The organism is Micromonospora sp. NPDC049171 (assembly GCF_040648275.1).
In the GTDB taxonomy this organism is placed as follows: Bacteria; Actinomycetota; Actinomycetes; order Mycobacteriales; family Micromonosporaceae; genus Micromonospora.
Window position 1 is genome coordinate 11,153 of record NZ_JBEZDJ010000051.1, and the last position, 16,492, is coordinate 27,644.

Below are 16,492 nucleotides of genomic sequence, written 5' to 3' on the forward strand. Positions count from 1 at the left end.
TCTTTTCGTGCATCTTTGAGTACTTCTCTTGTTCTTTAGTTGGCCGAATTATCTCATTATTAAACGCCGGTTCCGCCCCGCGCCCCCCCCGCCCCCGCCCCCCCCCCCCCCCGGCCGGTGGTGAAGTGACTGCTCAGCAGTCGTAGTACATGGCGAACTCGTGCGGGGTCGGGCGCAGGCGCACCGGGTCGACCTCGTTGGCGCGCTTCCAGTCCACCCAGGTGGAGATCAGGTCCGGGGTGAAGACGCCGCCGTCGAGCAGGTAGTCGTGGTCGGCCTCGAGCGAGTCGAGCACGGCCGGCAGCGAGCCCGGCACCTGCTTGACGTCGCCCCACTCCTCCGGCGGGAGGTCGTAGAGGTCCTTGTCGATCGGCGTCGGCGGCTCCATCTTGCTCTTGATGCCGTCCAGGCCGGCCATCATCATGGCCGAGAACGCCAGGTAGACGTTGGCCGACGGGTCCGGAACGCGGAACTCGACGCGCTTGGCCTTGGCGTTGCTGCCGGTCACCGGGATGCGGGTGCAGGCGGACCGGTTGCGCTGCGAGTAGACCAGGTTGACCGGCGCCTCGTAGCCCGGCACCAGGCGACGGTACGAGTTGACCGTCGGGTTGGTGAAGGCCAGCAGCGACGGCGCGTGGTGCAGCAGACCGCCGATGTACCAGCGGGCCATGTCGGACAGGCCGGCGTAGCCGGTCTCGTCGTAGAAGAGCGGCTCACCGTTGAGCCAGAGGCTCTGGTGGGTGTGCATGCCGGAGCCGTTGTCACCGAAGAGCGGCTTGGGCATGAAGGTCGCGGTCTTGCCGTTGGCCCAGGCCTCGTTCTTCACGATGTACTTGAAGAGCTGGAGCTGGTCACCGGCGTGCAGCAGGGTGGAGAACCGGTAGTTGATCTCGGACTGGCCGGCGGTGCCCACCTCGTGGTGCGAGCGCTCCACGTTGAAACCGGTGTCGACCAGCCGGCGCACGATCGAGTCACGCAGGTCGGCGTAGTGGTCGACCGGCGGCACCGGGAAGTAGCCACCCTTGTACGCGGTCTTGTAACCGAGGTTGCCGCCCTGCTCTTCGCGGCCGGTGTTCCAGGCGCCCTCGATCGAGTCGATGTAGTAGAACGACTGGTGCGCCGAGGTCTCGTGGCGGATCGAGTCGAAGATGTAGAACTCCGCCTCGGCGCCGAAGTAGGCGGTGTCGGCGATGCCGCTCGCCGCCAGGTACGCCTCGGCCTTCTTCGCGACGTTGCGCGGGTCGCGGCTGTAGGCCTCGCGGGTGAACGGGTCGTGGATGAAGAAGTTGAGCGCGAGAGTCTTCTGTGCGCGGAACGGGTCGATGAACGCGGTGGCGACGTCCGGGAGCAGGAGCATGTCCGACTCGTGGATCGCCTGGAAACCGCGGATCGACGAACCGTCGAACGCGAGGCCGTCGGTGAAGAGGTCGTCGTTGACGGACTCGACCGGCAGGTTGAAGTGCTGCATCACGCCGGGCAGGTCACAGAAACGAACGTCGACGAACTTCACGTCCTCGTTCTTGAGGTATCGCAGCAGTTCCTCGGGATTGGCGAACACACATCCTCCTGGCACGTCCACGGGGTGGCTAGGCTTCTGGCGACGCTAGGGCCGGGGGGTTGCCCGGCCGTGTCTCCGTTGTTTCTGCCGTGTTACGTCCCTCGCGGAACGTGGGTGACGCTCTCGTCCACGCCTCCGGCCCGCCACGAACGCCGTACCGACTGTGCCAGTGTAGTGACATCTGATGCCTTTGGCCCGAATCAGCACACCGTGGCGGCGGCCCCGGCAAGCCGTCGTGCCGACGCGGATACCCTTGACCGCTGTGACCAATCCGCACGCCCCGGCAGCGCCGGCCACCGACCCCAGCTTCACCCCGCCGAGCCTCGGCAAGCGGTTCGGTGCGCTGATCATCGACTGGGTGCTCTGCCTGCTGGTGTCCAACTTCTTCGCCGACCCGGTACGCGACGGCTGGGCGCCGGTGCTGGTGCTGGTACTCGTGTACGGCGTCTTCCTCGGCCTGTTCGCCCAGACACCGGGCATGTACATCACGAAGATCCGCTGCGTGAGTTGGCACGACGGCGGCCGGATCGGCGTGCTCCGGGGGCTGATCCGTGGCCTGCTGCTGGCGCTCGTCGTCCCCGCGCTGATCATGGACGAGCACCGCCGTGGCCTGCACGACCGACTCGCCGACTCGGTCATCGTCGACGCCCCCCGAGGCTGACCCCCGGCCCGCCCGGCGTCCCGGGCACTCCCGCGCCCTCGGCCCCTCCCGCCCCGGCCGCCGCCCGGCCCCGCCGCGCCCGCCGCGCCCGCCGCGCCCGCCGCGCCCGCCCCGTCCGCCGCGCCCGCCCCGTCCGCCGCGCCCGCCCCGTCCCTGCCGCCGACCCGCCGCCCGGCCCCGCCCCGTCCCTGCCGCCGCCCCGCCGCCCGGCCCCGCCCAGTCCGCCCGCCCGCCCGCCCAAGATCGTGCTCGCACCAGGATGTCAACACCGTTGCGTTAGGCCTGTAGCCGGCGGGTCAACCCGGGACGGGAAGTGCCCGATCGGGGAGCGGGCTGGGCCCGGCTTGGCGATCATGGAGTTGTGGTGCCGACTTTGGGGGTTTTACGGGCGTTCTGTTACCCACCACAACTCCATGATCGGCGAGGCAGTGCTGGTTGGCGAACAGCCGGTCCACCTAACGCAACGGCGCTGACCAGGATGTAGTGGTGTCCCGGCGTCTTGAGGCCACTGGATCCAGGATCGAGCACGATCTTGACCGGCGACGGAGCCGAAGCCGACGTTCCGGCGGTCCACGCGTCCACATCTGGGCAAGATCCAGGCAACTTCAGGGATGTGGGGTGCGGATGGCAAAGAGCCGGACCCGTGCGGGTCCGGCTCTTTACGCGTACACCTGGGGGGTCAGCGGCCCCGCGACTGGCGGGAGGCGCCTGGCGGCCGCATGTTCTTCGGGATCGCGCCCTTGGGCATCTGCGGACGGGCGGTGAGCGCCTTGAGTCGCTTGTCCAGCGAGTTGACGTCCTTGCCGGAGAGCGCGCGGGGCAGGCGCAGCAGCGTCGTGCGGAGTTTGCGGATAGGCAGCTCGCCCTCGTCCTGCCCGATCACGTAGTCGTGCAGAGGCGCGGAGCCGATCACCTTCGACAGCCGCCGCTTCTCCTGCCCGAGCAGGCCACGCACCCGCTGCGGGTTGCCCTCGGCCAGCAGGATCACACCCGGCTTACCGATCACCAGGTGGACCATGTCCATCTGGGTGGTCGAGCTGACCGCCGGGGTCACCCGCCAGTCGCCGCGCATGTTCTCCATGATCTGCGCCGCCGCGCCGGGCTGCCCCTCGGCGGCGTTCATCATCGCCTTGTTGGACCGGAGGTTGAGCACGATCAGCACCGCGAGCAGGACGAACAGGATGCCGATCGGCAGCCAGATCCAGCTCCAGAGGATGACCGCGACCACGGTGAGGGCGAGCGGGATGAGCACCGCGGCGGCGACCAACGGCGCGAACCATCGGTCCTGCTTGGCGGTGAACTTGAACACCATCCCGATCTGCTTCAGCCGCTGGCCGAACGAGACCTTCTCCTGGGGCTTTGCCATGCCGCAGAGTCTAGTGGTCGCCGCCCGCCCCGTTGATCCGCGTCCGGGTGCCGGCCGGCTGGGTACCTCGCGTCGCCTCACCCACCCCCGCCGGGCGGGTGAGGGCTGGGAACCCGTTTCGCCCACGACCGGCGGCCCGGGGGCCGTGGGTGCCTCGTGCCGGCGCGCAGCGTCGTCCCGGTGGAGACCTGACGACTGGTCCATCCCCGCCCCCGCCCGTGGGGCGGAGGCGGGGACTGCGGACGGGGTCGAGCGTGGGGAGCAGGCCCGCGGACACCGTCAGACGGACGCCGTCAAGCGGACGCCGTCAAGCGGACGCCGTCAGACGGGGGAGACCAAGCGGGGGAAGCAGCCGGGACCGAAGGATTGGTTCCGTGCCGGGAGCACCGTCCCCGGTCGCAGAGTGTGCGCCACGTGATGAGCTCGGCCGGGCCCGCATCGGGAGGTGGTCGCTGTGGCGACCCACCCCGCTGGGCGGGAGAACCGGGCGGCCCACTTACGGGGTGGTGACGAAGCTGGATCCGCCAACCTTCTGCACGCCATTGACGACTACGCTGCCCACCGTGTGGTACTTCGCGTTGAGCGGGTAATCGATGGCGGGGTGGTGCCCGGCGTAGCAGCCGTCGTTTCGGTTCTTCACCGGGGTGCCGGCCGAGTTGACGATGGTAATGCTGATGGTGCAAACACTGCCGAGGCTGCCCCGCGCGTTAACGTAGAGATCGCCGAAGACCGTGCGCCCGTTGTCACCGCTGCAGACGCCGATATTCCAGCCATTCCTGCTGTAGTCGATGCAGCCGCCGCCTCCTGCGTGTGCCGCCGTCGGCGCGACCGTCAGGCTGGTCACCACCGCGATGCTGCTCAGGGCAGCACCAATCTTTCTCCGTGACGACATGTTTCCTCCACTGAATTGGATGCCCTGCGGAAATGGCTGGTCCGCGGCGGTCCCGGATGACGACCGGTGATCCGGCAAGGTGGGGCTGCGGTTAGCGGGCCAGTCAATGCGATAGCGGTTAAGGCGTTTACCCGTGGGGTTCCCCGCTTCAGCCCCCGAGATCGCCCGGTTGGCTGTGGTAGAGACGTTAGCTGATCTTCAGCGACTGCGCTACCCTCGGGTGCAAACAACGGCAAACTATCTTTAAAACGGACTTAACGATTCGTTCATCATTGTCACAGTGAGTGAACTGATTGGTGAACGACTTGATAAGCGAAAAGGGGAACGCGGATAAGCGCGATTCGGCATCCTGCTTTTCTTGTGGTGCATATCCTCATTGCGCTGGCGTTCTTCCGCACCCACGAGAACGTGCTCGCACGAATCTTGGCCGGCACGATGACGGTCGTCCTGGCGACCCAGTCCGTCACCTCTGCCTGGCATCGGCAGCGGCGGAGGGCCAACCGCAGAAGACCGCCGCGAGCGTCTGAATAAGGGCAGCGTGACATGGAAAAGCGGCGAGAGGGCTTCCCTCTCGCCGCTTCGACCGATCGTGCGGGGTCAGCCGGCGGTGGCGACCGGAGTCGCGGCGCGGGCGTCGAGCGCCTGCTTGTAGAGCCGACCCGCCCGGTACGACGAGCGCACCAGCGGCCCGCTCATCACTCCGGCGAAGCCGATCTCCTCGGCCTCCTCGCGCAGCTCCACGAACTCCTCCGGCTTGACCCAGCGGGTCACCGGGTGGTGCCGGGGGGTGGGGCGCAGGTACTGCGTGATGGTGATCAGCTCGCAGCCGGCCTCGTGCAGGTCGCGCAGCGCCTGGGAGATCTCGGCGCGTTCCTCGCCCATGCCCAGGATGAGGTTGCTCTTGGTGACCAGGCCGTCGGCGCGAGCCTGCCGGATCACGTCCAGGGAGCGGTCGTAGCGGAACGCCGGCCGGATGCGCTTGAAGATGCGCGGCACCGTCTCCACGTTGTGGGCCAGCACCTCGGGGCGGGAGCCGAAGACCTCGGCCAACTGCGCGGGCACGGCGTTGAAGTCCGGGATGAGCAGCTCGACGCCGCAGCCGGGCTGCAGCGCGTGGATCTGGCGGACGGTCTCGGCGTACAGCCAGGCGCCGCCGTCGGGCAGGTCGTCACGGGCGACGCCGGTGATGGTGGCGTAGCGCAGCCCCATCGCGACCACCGACTCGGCCACACGGCGCGGCTCGTCGGCGTCGAACTCGGCCGGCTTGCCGGTGTCGATCTGGCAGAAGTCGCAGCGCCGGGTGCACTGGTCACCACCGATGAGGAAGGTGGCCTCCCGGTCCTCCCAACACTCGTAGATGTTGGGGCAGCCGGCCTCCTGGCAGACGGTGTGCAGCCCCTCGCGCGAGACGAGCCCGCGCAGCTGGGTGTACTCCGGGCCCATCTTGGCCTTGACCTTGATCCACGGCGGTTTGCGCTCGATCGGCGTCTCGGCGTTGCGCGCCTCGATGCGCAGCAGACGCCGCCCCTCGGGGGCCGCCGTTGCGGTGCGCGCTGCCTGGCCGGTCGTCGGCGCGGAGTGCTCGATCGTCACGAAAACGAGCCTACGCCGGACGGCAGGTGTCTATGTACGCCAGGCGACCGGCGTCACGCTCCAAACGTTGTGACGCCGGACACCGGGTAGTCGAAAAAGGGCGTCACACGCGTCGGAATCCGGTGCTACGGTCACCGCCAACAGCGACGACGGAGCCGAGTAGCGCCCCGACCCGCCAGTGCAGAGAGCCGCCGGTGCTGAGAGGCGGTCTGGCACCGGGGTGCGAAGACCCTCCTGAGCTGCGGGAAGAACGGCACTCCTCACTCGTGCCCAGTAGAGCCCGCCCGGCTGGCCCCGGTCATCAGGCGACGAACGAGGCCCCCGCTCCGGCGGGGGTGAAGGTGTGGTGGCACCGCGAGGATCCCGCTCGCCCACACCTCCCTGGGGCTGATGCGACGCTTTCGCCGCCCCGGGGCGGCGACGGCGTGGCGATCGACCGAGGAGCCCGCCATGCGACGAACCCTGTCCCACCACCTGCCCGCCCAGATCGGCACGACCGTGCGGATCGCCGGCTGGGTGCACCGCCGTCGACTGCTCAAGTCGGTGGCCTTCCTGATCGTGCGGGACGCCGCCGGCCTGGCCCAGGTGGTCGTGACCGACCCGGCCGTCCGCGCCGAGCTGGAGAAACTTCCCGAGGAGACGGTCGTCGAGGTCACCGCGACGGCCACCGCGAACGGCACGGCGCCCGCCGGGGTCGAGTTGACCGACCCGACGGTACGTCTGCTCGGGCCGCCCGCCGTGCCGCCCCCGTTCGACCTGTACCGGCCGACACTCACCGCGAGCCTGCCCACCCAACTCGACAACGCGCCGACCGCCCTGCGCCACCCGACCCGGTCGGCCGCGCTGCGGATCTCGGCGGCTGCCGTCGCCGGGTTCCGGGCCGCCCTCGACGCCCACGACTTCGTGGAGATCCACACCCCGAAGGTGGTCAGCTCCTGCACCGAGAGCGGCGCGAACGTGTTCGCCCTGGACTGGTTCGGCGGGCCCGCGTACCTGGCCCAGTCGCCGCAGTTCTACAAGCAGCTGATGGTCGGCGTCTTCGAGCGCGTCTACGAGGTGGGGCCGGTCTTCCGGGCCGAGCCGCACGACACCGTCCGGCACCTCGCGCAGTACACGTCGCTCGACGCCGAGCTGGGCTTCGTCGCCGACCACCGGGACGTGATGCGGGTGCTGCGGGACACGGTCGCCGGGATGCTGGACACCGTGGGCGAGCGGGCCGGCGGCGCCCTGACCACGCTGGGCGTCACACCGCCGCGGGTGCCGGCGGAGATCCCGGCGGTGCACTTCACCGAGGCGTTGACGATTGCCGGAGCGCCCGCCGACGAGCCGGACCTCGCGCCGGCCCACGAACGGGCGCTGGGCGACTGGGCCCGCCGCGAACACGGCTCCGACTTCCTCTTCGTCACCGGCTACCCGATGGCGAAGCGGCCGTTCTACACCCACCCGGACCCGGCGCGGCCCGCGTACTCGAACGGTTTTGACCTGCTCTTTCGGGGTCTGGAGCTGGTCACCGGCGGGCAGCGGCTGCATCGGCACGCCGACTACCTGGCGGCGTTGGCGGCCCGGGGCGAGCCGGTCGAGCCGTACGCCGGTTATCTCGACGCGTTCCGGCACGGCATGCCGCCGCACGGTGGCTTCGCCATCGGGCTGGAACGCTTCGTGGCCCGGCTGGTCGGCGCGGCAAACATCCGGGAGGTCACCGCGTTCCCACGCGACCTGCACCGGCTCACCCCGTGAGGGATGTACGGGCCGGCGTCGTGCGGCGCCGGCCCGTGCGCCACGGCCCCTTCGGTCAACCGCCCGGACGGCAGGAAACGCGCCGCGGGAGCGTGCCGCCGGCACCGTCCGGGGCCTGGGAAAACCGATGTCTTCCCAGGTGAGAAGCCATTTCCGGTGGATGGTCACGTAGGGGTTGCCGTCTATTCCTGATGCGACTAGCCTTTCTGTCACGATGATGTTGCTACCGGTGCGGAGTCGTGACGGCCTGGCACATAGCCGAGTCCCACGATTTCGCCAGCTTGACGGTTAGTGACGATGGCATCTACGGCCATCCCACGCGGGTTGGTCGGGACAACGGGGGAATAGTGTGTTCGATCGTGTCTTCGACGCCGTGATACGTGCGGATCTCGCCGGCGCTCTGGCTCGGCCGAGGGCTTCCGTCCCGAAACGATGAAATTACCTCTGCGCTGGCTGCTGCGCAGCAGTTGACGGATGATGGCCCATGGATCAGCGGCAAGATCGTGGGCAGTCCAGCCAGATCCCATTCTGTTAGCGGGCGCTCCTCTCGCTTGGGGCGGAGTGCTGTCCATCTGCGCACTCATTGTGGGTGCTGCCGCGACCAATGATCTGATCTGATCCTCCGCAGAAAATCAGGGCGCCTGGCAGGGCTGTGACCGAAGTCATTGCCGGCAGGTATCCCATTGGTTACCGATGATTTCTTTATGTACGGGCTTCCCGGGACGACGAACCACGGGGAGGCCGTCCCTGGCTGCCATTGATTGTCCCGGCTGGCCGGACGATTCAGGGGAGAGGTCGCGATGACGGGTAGGGACCAGGCCGAACGGGAGCGGTGGATCCGACGCTTCCACCCGGCGCCGGGCGCTACGCGTCTGCTCTGTCTGCCGCACGCAGGTGGGTCGTCAAGCTTCTTCTTCCCTCTGGCGACGGCAGTGGCCGGAAAGCTGAACGTGCAGGCAGTGCAGTATCCCGGCCGCCAGGACCGGCGCTCGGAGCCGCCACTCACCTCCATCGACGCGCTGGCCGACGCCCTGTTCCACGTCCTCGATCCGGACGACGACAGTCCGCTGGCCATCTTCGGGCACAGCATGGGCGCCGTCGTCGGCTTCGAGCTGGCCAGGCGCCTGAGCGCGGCGGGACGTCCGCCAACAGCCCTCTTCGCCTCCGGGCGGGGGAGCCCGTTGCTGTCCTCCGGAGGGACGGTGCACACACTCGGGGACGCCGGCCTGCTCGCCGAGCTCAGGCGGCTCAACGGCGCCGAGTTGGCGCCGCTGGAGGACCAGGAGATCCTTCAGATGATCATCCCGGCGCTGCGTGCCGACTTCAGGGCGGTGGAGACCTACCGGCCGGCGGCGGCACCCCCGTTGACCTGCCCCGTGATCGCGATGGTCGGCGACGCGGACCCCAGGGTGACGGTGGCGCAGGCGGATGCCTGGTCGGAAACGACAGACGGGCGCTTCGAGTTGCTCGTGCACCCCGGAGGCCATTTCTACCTCGCGGCCCGCAAGGAGGCCGTCGTCGCCCAGATCCTGGAGCGCCTGCGAGCCGAGGCCCTCGCGTGAGGCACTCCACGGGGCGGCTGCTCGCGGTGAGCGACCTGCATGTCTCACATGAGGACAACCGGCGGATCGTCGAGGAGCTGCGGCCGGAGACCGACCAGGACTGGCTGATCGTCGCGGGCGACGTCGGAGAGTTGACCACCGACATCGAGTGGGCACTGACCCTGCTGCGCGACCGCTTTGCGCAGGTGGTGTGGGCGCCGGGAAACCACGAGCTGTGGACCCATCCCGCGGACCCGGTGCCGGCACGTGGTCAGGCCCGGTACGACCATCTCGTCACGCTCTGCCGAAGCCTCGGCGTGCTCACCCCGGAAGACCCGTTCGCGGTGTGGCGAGGCGCGGGCGGACCCGTGACCGTGGCTCCGCTGTTCCTGCTCTACGACTACAGCTTCCGCCCTGCCGGGTCCAGCCGGCAGGAGGCGCTCAGCCGCGCCTACGACGAAGGGGTGGTCTGCACCGACGAGTTCCTGCTGCACCCCGACCCCTACCCGAGCCGGGAAGCCTGGTGCAGGGCCCGGGTCGAGGCCACCGAGCGACGGCTGGCGGCCTGCGACCCGGACATCCCTCTCGTGCTGGTCAACCACTTCCCGTTGGTCCGGCAACCCACTGCCGCGCTGCACTTCCAGGTCTTCGCCCAGTGGTGCGGCACCACGCTGACCGCGGACTGGCACCGCCGGTTCCGCACCGCGACTGTCGTGTACGGGCACCTCCACATCCCACGCACGACCACCTACGACGGCGTGCCGTTCCGTGAGGTCTCCCTCGGCTACCCACGCGAGTGGCGACGGCGGGGCGTCCCCGACCCACTGCTGCGCTCGGTGCTGCCGGCGGCGGTGACCGCGTGAGCGGGGCGGTCCTGCCGCAGCGGGTGGGGCACGCGGGGGCGTTCGGCACGGTGCGGGACTGCGCCCGCCGGGTCCCGGCCGCCCTTGGTGGCCCGCCGGCACCGATCCTGCCGGCCGCGCGGGGCTCGCCGCCGTGCCCGGGCGGGCTTCGTCGGCAGCATGACGCGATGCGACGGCTACCGCGTCGCCGCCGTGGCGCGCTGCGGCGACGGCACGACGATCGGCACGGTCGAGGCACGACGTGACGAGGGCGCCTTCGAGGGCGACCTCGGCCTGGAGCAGCCACTACCTCTTGGAGTGATCGTGAGCGCCAAGGAACCATCCCCCATCAGCAGCCCGGCCTTCCAGCACGATCCGTACCCGACCTACGCATGGCTGCGGGACAACCAGCCCGTCTGCCCGGTGATGCCGGGAGCGGGTGGGAAACAGTCGTGGTTGATCTCACGGTACGAGGACGCCCGCGCCGCGCTCCGCAACCCCGCCCTGTCCAAGGACATCCGGCGTCTCGACGCGGAGGACAGGGCCGAGCTGTTCCCCAACGAGGAGCTGCACCACCACATGCTCAACCTGGAGGCCCCCGACCACACACGGCTGCGCCGACTGGTTACCAAGGCCTTCACGCCACGGCAGTTCGAGCGGTTGCGCCCCCGCGTGCAGCAGGTGACGACAGACCTCGTCGAGCGGCTGGAGGGTAAGCGCGAGGCTGACCTCATCGACGAGCTCGCCCTCCCGCTGCCGATGACGATGATCTACGAGATCCTCGGGGTGCCCGCCGAGGACCGGGACAAGTTCCGGCGCTGGGTCAACATCGCCACGGCGGGCCCGCTGATGGGCGAGGCGTTCCCGCCGGCGCTGGCCAGCCTCTCCGAGTACGTCCAGGAGCTCGTCGCCAACAAGCACAGGTCCCGCACCGACGACCTGCTCTCCGCGCTCATCATGGTCCACGAGGACGGTGACAAGCTCGCCGAGCATGAGCTGGTCGCCATGACGTTCCTGCTGCTCGCGGCGGGATACGAGACCACCGTCAACCTGATCGGCAACGGGCTCTACCACCTTCTGGCCAACCCGGACCAGATGGAGCTGCTGCGCCGCGACCGGAGCCTGCTGCCCTCGGCGGTGGAGGAGATCCTGCGGTTCGAGTCGCCGGTCCAGAACACCACGCTGCGGATGTGTACCGAGCCGACGGAGATCGGCGGGGAATACATCGAGGAGGACGAGGTCGTCCTCATCTCCCTCGGCAGTGCCCACCGCGACGCCGCGCACTTCCCGGATCCCGACCGGTTCGACGTCGCGCGGGCTGACAACCCCCACCTGGCCTTCGGATACGGCCACCACTACTGCATGGGCGCGCCACTGGCGCGGATGGAGGGTGAGATCGCGATCGGCGCCGTCCTCGACCGCTTTCCCGATCTGAAGCTGGCCGTCGAGCCCGACGAGGTCCGCTGGCGACCCGGATTGATCATGAGGGGTCTGCAGGGGCTGCCGGTGACCCTGTAGGCCGCCCCGGGGACGGCCGAACTCAACCGAGCGAGTTGCGGCAGGCGGCCAGTGCCGCGGGTGTCCTGCGCCGTCTCCTGCCGTCGTTCAACCGCCAGTCCGTGGGGGAGCTCCTGCCATGAGTGACGATGCAATCGCGATCACCGGTCTCGCCTGCCGGCTGCCGGGTGCGCCCGACCCCGAGGCGTTCTGGCGGCTTCTCCGCGATGGCGTGGACGCCGTCACCGAACCGCCGCAGGACAGGCAGGTCGCTGCTCACCGCGCCGGCTTCCTGGAGCACGTGGACCGCTTCGACGCCGGCTTCTTCGGCATCTCGCCACGCGAGGCCGCGGCCATGGACCCCCAACAGCGGCTGGTCCTGGAGCTGGGCTGGGAGGCGCTGGAAGGCGCGCGGCTGCTGCCGCACGAGCTGAACGGCCGTCCGGTAGGAGTGTTCGTCGGGGCGATCTGGGACGACTATTCGACGCTGGCTGCCCGCTACGACCCGGCGGTACTCGCCCAGCACTCGATGACCGGGCTGCACCGCGGCATCATCGCCAACCGCCTGTCCTACTTCCTCGGGCTGAAGGGCGCCAGCCTCACGGTGGACACCGGCCAGTCCTCGTCGCTTGTCGCGGTCCACCTGGCGTGCGAGAGCCTGCGCAGAGGCGACTCGGTTCTCGCGCTCGCGGGCGGCGTCAACCTGATCACCGGTCCGGACAGCACGGCCCGGTCGGCGGGTTTCGGTGGGCTGTCCCCGGAGGGTCGGTGCCACACCTTCGACGCGCGGGCCAACGGGTACGTCCGCGGGGAGGGTGGCGGTCTCGTCGTGCTCAAACCGCTCGCCCGGGCCATCGAGGACGGCGACCTGATCCACGCGGTGATCCGTGGCAGCGCGGTGAACAACGACGGCGGCGGGCAGACGCTGACCACGCCGGTCCAGGCCGCGCAGGAGGAGGTCATCCGGCAGGCGTGGGCCCGCGCCGGGGTGGCCCGCTCCGAGGTGGGTTACGTCGAACTGCACGGCACCGGTACCCCGTTGGGAGACCCGGTCGAGGCGGCGGCGCTCGGCGCCGCGCTGGGCGCGGGCCGGAGCGTGGCACACCCGCTGCCTGTCGGTTCGGCCAAGACGAACATCGGCCATCTCGAGGGTGCGGCCGGTATCGCCGGCCTGCTCAAGGCGGTGCTGGCACTGCGGCACGCGGAGCTGCCGCCGAGCCTGAACTTCAGCACGCCGAACCCGCAGATCCCGCTCGACGAGCTGCGTCTGCGGGTGCAGACCGAACTGTCGGCCTGGGAGAGCGGCAGCGGCCCGAGGACCGCCGGGGTCAGCGCGTTCGGCATGGGCGGCACCAACTGCCATGTCGTCCTGAGCGAGGCCCCGCCGGCCCCGGCCCAGGCTCCGACGACGGCCCCGGCCCCGGCGACGGCGAAGACCGACGAGGCGTCCCCGGTGGTCGTGCCGTGGCCGGTGTCGGGGCGTACCGCCGCGGCCCTGCGTGCCCAGGCCGCCACGCTCAGGGAATTCGTTGCCGCCGCGCCGGGTCTCGGTGTGGCAGATGTCGGGCTCTCGCTGGCGACCACGCGGACCGCGTTCGCGCACCGCGCGGTCGTGGTCGCGGACGACCGCGAACGCTTCCTGCGCGCGCTCGGCGCGCTGGCCGACGGCGACGCGGCACCCGGTCTGGTACGCGGAAGCGCCGGTGAGCACGTGGCCAGGACCGTCCTCGTCTTTCCCGGCCAGGGCTCGCAGTGGCCCGACATGGCCGCCACCCTCCTGGACGAGTCCCCGGTCTTCGCCGACACGCTGGGTGAGTGCGCCGACGCCCTCGAACCGTTCACCGGCTGGTCGATGATCGACGTTCTGCGAGGGGAGCCGGGCTCGCCGCCGCTGGATCGCGTCGACGTCGTGCAGCCCGCCCTGTTCTCCGTGATGGTCGCGTTGGCCGCGCTCTGGCGCTCGCACGGGGTCGAGCCGGCGGCGGTGGTGGGCCACTCGCAGGGTGAGATAGCAGCCGCCCACGTGGCGGGTGCGCTGTCCCTGGAGGACGCCGCGCGCATCGTGGGTCTGCGCAGCAGGGCGCTGGCGGTCCTGTCGGGGCGCGGCGGCATGATGTCGGTGGCGCTGCCCGCCGAGCAGGTGACCCGGATGGTGGAGCCCTGGGCCGGCCGGCTCGCGGTCGCGGCGGTCAACGGCCCGCGCGCCACAGTGGTCTCCGGCGACACCGACGCGATCGAGGCACTGCTCGCCGCCTGCGCTGCCGACGGTGTCCGGGCCCGACGGGTCGCTGTCGACTACGCCTCGCACGGCGCCCAGGTGGAGGCGATCCGCGACGTGCTGTCCCGCGACCTGGCAGCGGTCGCCCCGCGGGCCTCGCGCATCGCCTTCTACTCCACAGTCACCGGCGGGCGGCTGGACACCGAGGGCATGGACGGCGACTACTGGTACCGCAACCTGCGGCAGACCGTCCGGTTCGACGAAGCGATCCGCGCGCTGCTCGCCGATGGGCACGGCACGTTCATCGAGGTGAGTCCTCATCCGGTGGTTGCCGGAGCGGTCCAGGAGGTGATCGAGGACGCGGGTGCCGAGGCAGCCGCGTTGGGGACGCTGCGCCGCGGCGAAGGAGGACTCTCCAGGTTTCTGACCTCGCTCGCCGAGGCGCACGTGCACGGGGTGGAGGTCGGCTGGGCCAGCGTGTTCTCTGGGTCGGCAGCCACGACTGTGGATCTGCCCCGCTATTCCTTCCAGCGCCAGCGGCACTGGCTGGACGACCTGGGCGAGCAGCGGCAGCGCGAGCCGGTGACCCCCGGCTCCCGCGTCGCCGCGGCGGCAGACGCCGAGGAGGCCCTGTTCGTGCGGCGCCTGGCCGCCGCGAAGGACGCTGACCAGGACCGGGTGCTGCTCGGGTCGGTCCGGTCCCAGATCGCCGCGCTGCTCGGCCACGACGGGCCCGACCAGGTCGAGCCCAGGCTCACCTTCAAGGATCTCGGCTTCGACTCCCAGACCGCTGTCGAGTTGCGCAACCGGCTCGGCGTCGCCACCGGGCTGAGCCTTCCGACGACCCTGCTGTTCGATCATCCCACCCCGGCGGCGGTGGCCCGGTTCCTGCGCGCCGAACTGCTGGGCGCGGCTCCGGTGCACGAACAGCCGCGTACCGCCGTGGCGCTGGACGAGCCGGTGGCGATCGTGGCCATGGGATGCCGGTACCCGGGTGGGATCTCGAGTGCCGAGGACCTGTGGCGGTTGGTGGCCTCCGGCGGGGACGCCGTTTCCGGGTTCCCCACGGATCGCGGGTGGGAGACGCGGTCCGAGGACGACTTTCCGCGGCGAGGCGGTTTCCTCGAGGACGCGGCGATGTTCGACGCGGGGTTCTTCGGGATCGCCCCGCGTGAGGCGTTGGCGATGGACCCGCAGCAGCGGCTGCTGCTGGAGACGTCGTGGGAGGCGTTGGAACGCGCGGGTATCGACCCTGACGCGCTGCGGGGCAGCCGGACCGGGGTCTTCGTCGGGGCGATGAGCCAGGAGTACGGCCCGCGACTGCACGAGGCGAACGGTGATCTCGCGGGGCACCTGTTGACCGGGAGCAGCGCGAGCGTCGCCTCCGGGCGGGTGGCGTACACGTTTGGTTTCGAGGGGCCTGCGGTCACCGTCGATACGGCGTGTTCGTCGTCGTTGGTGGCGTTGCATCTGGCCGTGCAGTCGCTGCGGCGGGGCGAATGCGATTTGGCGCTCGCCGGTGGCGTGACGGTCATGTCCTCGCCCGGCCTTTTCGTGGAGTTCAGTCGTCAGGGGGGCTTGGCGGTTGATGGTCGGTGTAAGGCGTTTTCGGCGGGGGCGGATGGGACGGGTTGGGCGGAGGGTGTGGGGGTGTTGTTGGTGGAGCGGTTGTCGGATGCGGTGGCTGGTGGGCGTCGGGTGTTGGCGGTGGTTCGGGGTAGTGCGGTTAATCAGGATGGTGCGAGTAATGGTTTGACGGCTCCGAATGGTCCGTCGCAGGAGCGGGTGATTCGTGCGGCGTTGGTGGGTGCGGGTTTGGGTGTGGGTGATGTGGATGTGGTGGAGGGGCATGGTACGGGGACTCGGTTGGGTGATCCGATTGAGGCGGGTGCGTTGTTGGCTACGTATGGTCGGGGGCGGTTGGGTGAGCCGTTGTGGTTGGGGTCGTTGAAGTCGAATATTGGTCATGCGCAGGCGGCGGCGGGTGTTGGTGGTGTGATCAAGATGGTGATGGCGATGCGGCACGGGGTGTTGCCGAGGACGTTGCATGTGGGTGAGCCGTCGCCTTTTGTGGATTGGTCGTCGGGTGGGGTGCGGTTGTTGACGGAGTCGCGGTCGTGGCCGGAAACGGGTCGGCCTCGGCGGGCGGCGGTGTCGTCGTTCGGTATTAGTGGGACTAATGCGCATGTGATTCTTGAACAGGTGCCGGTCGAGGTGCCGGTCGAGGCGTCGGCGGTGGAGCCGGTGCCGGTGCCGGTGGTGTTGAGCGCGCGGACCGACGCCGCGCTACGGGCACAGGCCGGCCGCCTCCTGGAACTGCTCGCCGAGGACCCCGGGCTCCGACCCGCCGATCTCGGTCTGTCCCTCACGACGACCCGGTCACTGCTCGACCGGCGGGCGGTGGTCGTCGCCGCCGACGCACCGGAACTGTCGGCCGGTCTGCGGTCAGTGGCCAGCGGCCTGGTCGAGCAGTCGTCCGCCGGGCCCGAAGGCGGCCGGGTGGCGTTTTTGTTTACGGGGCAGGGTGCGCAGCGGGTGGGTATGGGTCGTGAGTTGTATGGGTCGTCGGTGGTGTTTGCTGCGGCGT

10 protein-coding genes are annotated in these 16,492 nt (G+C 69.9%); 6 read left to right on the forward strand and 4 right to left on the reverse strand.

What is annotated here, in order from left to right; translation table 11 throughout:
- Positions 1 to 133: 133 nt before the first annotated feature.
- Positions 134 to 1,558: a type I glutamate--ammonia ligase gene (glnA, locus tag AB0B14_RS36055; RefSeq protein ID WP_357080849.1), complete on the reverse strand. Its 1,425-nt coding sequence runs from the start codon at positions 1,556 to 1,558 to the stop codon at positions 134 to 136.
- Positions 1,559 to 1,820: 262 nt separating this feature from the next.
- Here glnA and AB0B14_RS36060 point away from each other — a divergent pair, with 262 nt between their 5' ends.
- Positions 1,821 to 2,219, forward strand: coding sequence for an RDD family protein (locus tag AB0B14_RS36060; protein ID WP_357526599.1), 399 nt, complete (start codon positions 1,821 to 1,823; stop codon positions 2,217 to 2,219).
- Between the two features lie 679 nt (positions 2,220 to 2,898).
- Here the strand turns inward: AB0B14_RS36060 and AB0B14_RS36065 are convergent.
- From AB0B14_RS36065 to lipA, 3 genes are all read right to left on the reverse strand, one after another.
- Positions 2,899 to 3,585 (reverse strand): DUF4191 domain-containing protein, encoded by a 687-nt coding sequence (locus tag AB0B14_RS36065; RefSeq protein ID WP_357526601.1) that lies wholly within the window; start codon positions 3,583 to 3,585, stop codon positions 2,899 to 2,901.
- Positions 3,586 to 4,081: 496 nt separating this feature from the next.
- Positions 4,082 to 4,429: a hypothetical protein gene (locus AB0B14_RS36070; RefSeq protein ID WP_357526602.1), complete on the reverse strand. Its 348-nt coding sequence runs from the start codon at positions 4,427 to 4,429 to the stop codon at positions 4,082 to 4,084.
- Between the two features lie 645 nt (positions 4,430 to 5,074).
- The gene (gene lipA / locus AB0B14_RS36075; RefSeq protein ID WP_357526604.1) at positions 5,075 to 6,070 is read right to left on the reverse strand and encodes a lipoyl synthase; all 996 of its coding nucleotides are present in this window, start codon (positions 6,068 to 6,070) and stop codon (positions 5,075 to 5,077) included.
- Positions 6,071 to 6,520: 450 nt separating this feature from the next.
- On the opposite strand from lipA, the gene aspS reads away from it, so the two are divergent.
- From aspS to AB0B14_RS36100, 5 genes are all read left to right on the forward strand, one after another.
- Positions 6,521 to 7,807, forward strand: a complete 1,287-nt coding sequence (gene aspS, locus AB0B14_RS36080) for an aspartate--tRNA(Asn) ligase (protein ID WP_357526606.1) — start codon at positions 6,521 to 6,523, stop codon at positions 7,805 to 7,807.
- 800 nt (positions 7,808 to 8,607) lie between these two features.
- Positions 8,608 to 9,369 carry an alpha/beta fold hydrolase gene (locus tag AB0B14_RS36085; protein WP_357526608.1) on the forward strand — a complete coding sequence of 254 codons (762 nt, stop codon included), beginning with the start codon at positions 8,608 to 8,610 and terminating at the stop codon, positions 9,367 to 9,369.
- Positions 9,366 to 10,211 (forward strand): metallophosphoesterase, encoded by an 846-nt coding sequence (locus tag AB0B14_RS36090; RefSeq protein WP_357080870.1) that lies wholly within the window; start codon positions 9,366 to 9,368, stop codon positions 10,209 to 10,211. Before AB0B14_RS36085 ends, AB0B14_RS36090 begins: the two co-directional genes overlap by 4 nt.
- 159 nt (positions 10,212 to 10,370) lie before the next feature.
- Positions 10,371 to 11,708 carry a cytochrome P450 gene (locus AB0B14_RS36095; RefSeq protein WP_357080873.1) on the forward strand — a complete coding sequence of 446 codons (1,338 nt, stop codon included), beginning with the start codon at positions 10,371 to 10,373 and terminating at the stop codon, positions 11,706 to 11,708.
- A gap of 118 nt (positions 11,709 to 11,826) precedes the next feature.
- The coding region (locus AB0B14_RS36100) for a type I polyketide synthase (protein WP_357526610.1) at positions 11,827 to 16,492 on the forward strand (4,666 nt) is incomplete at its 3' end.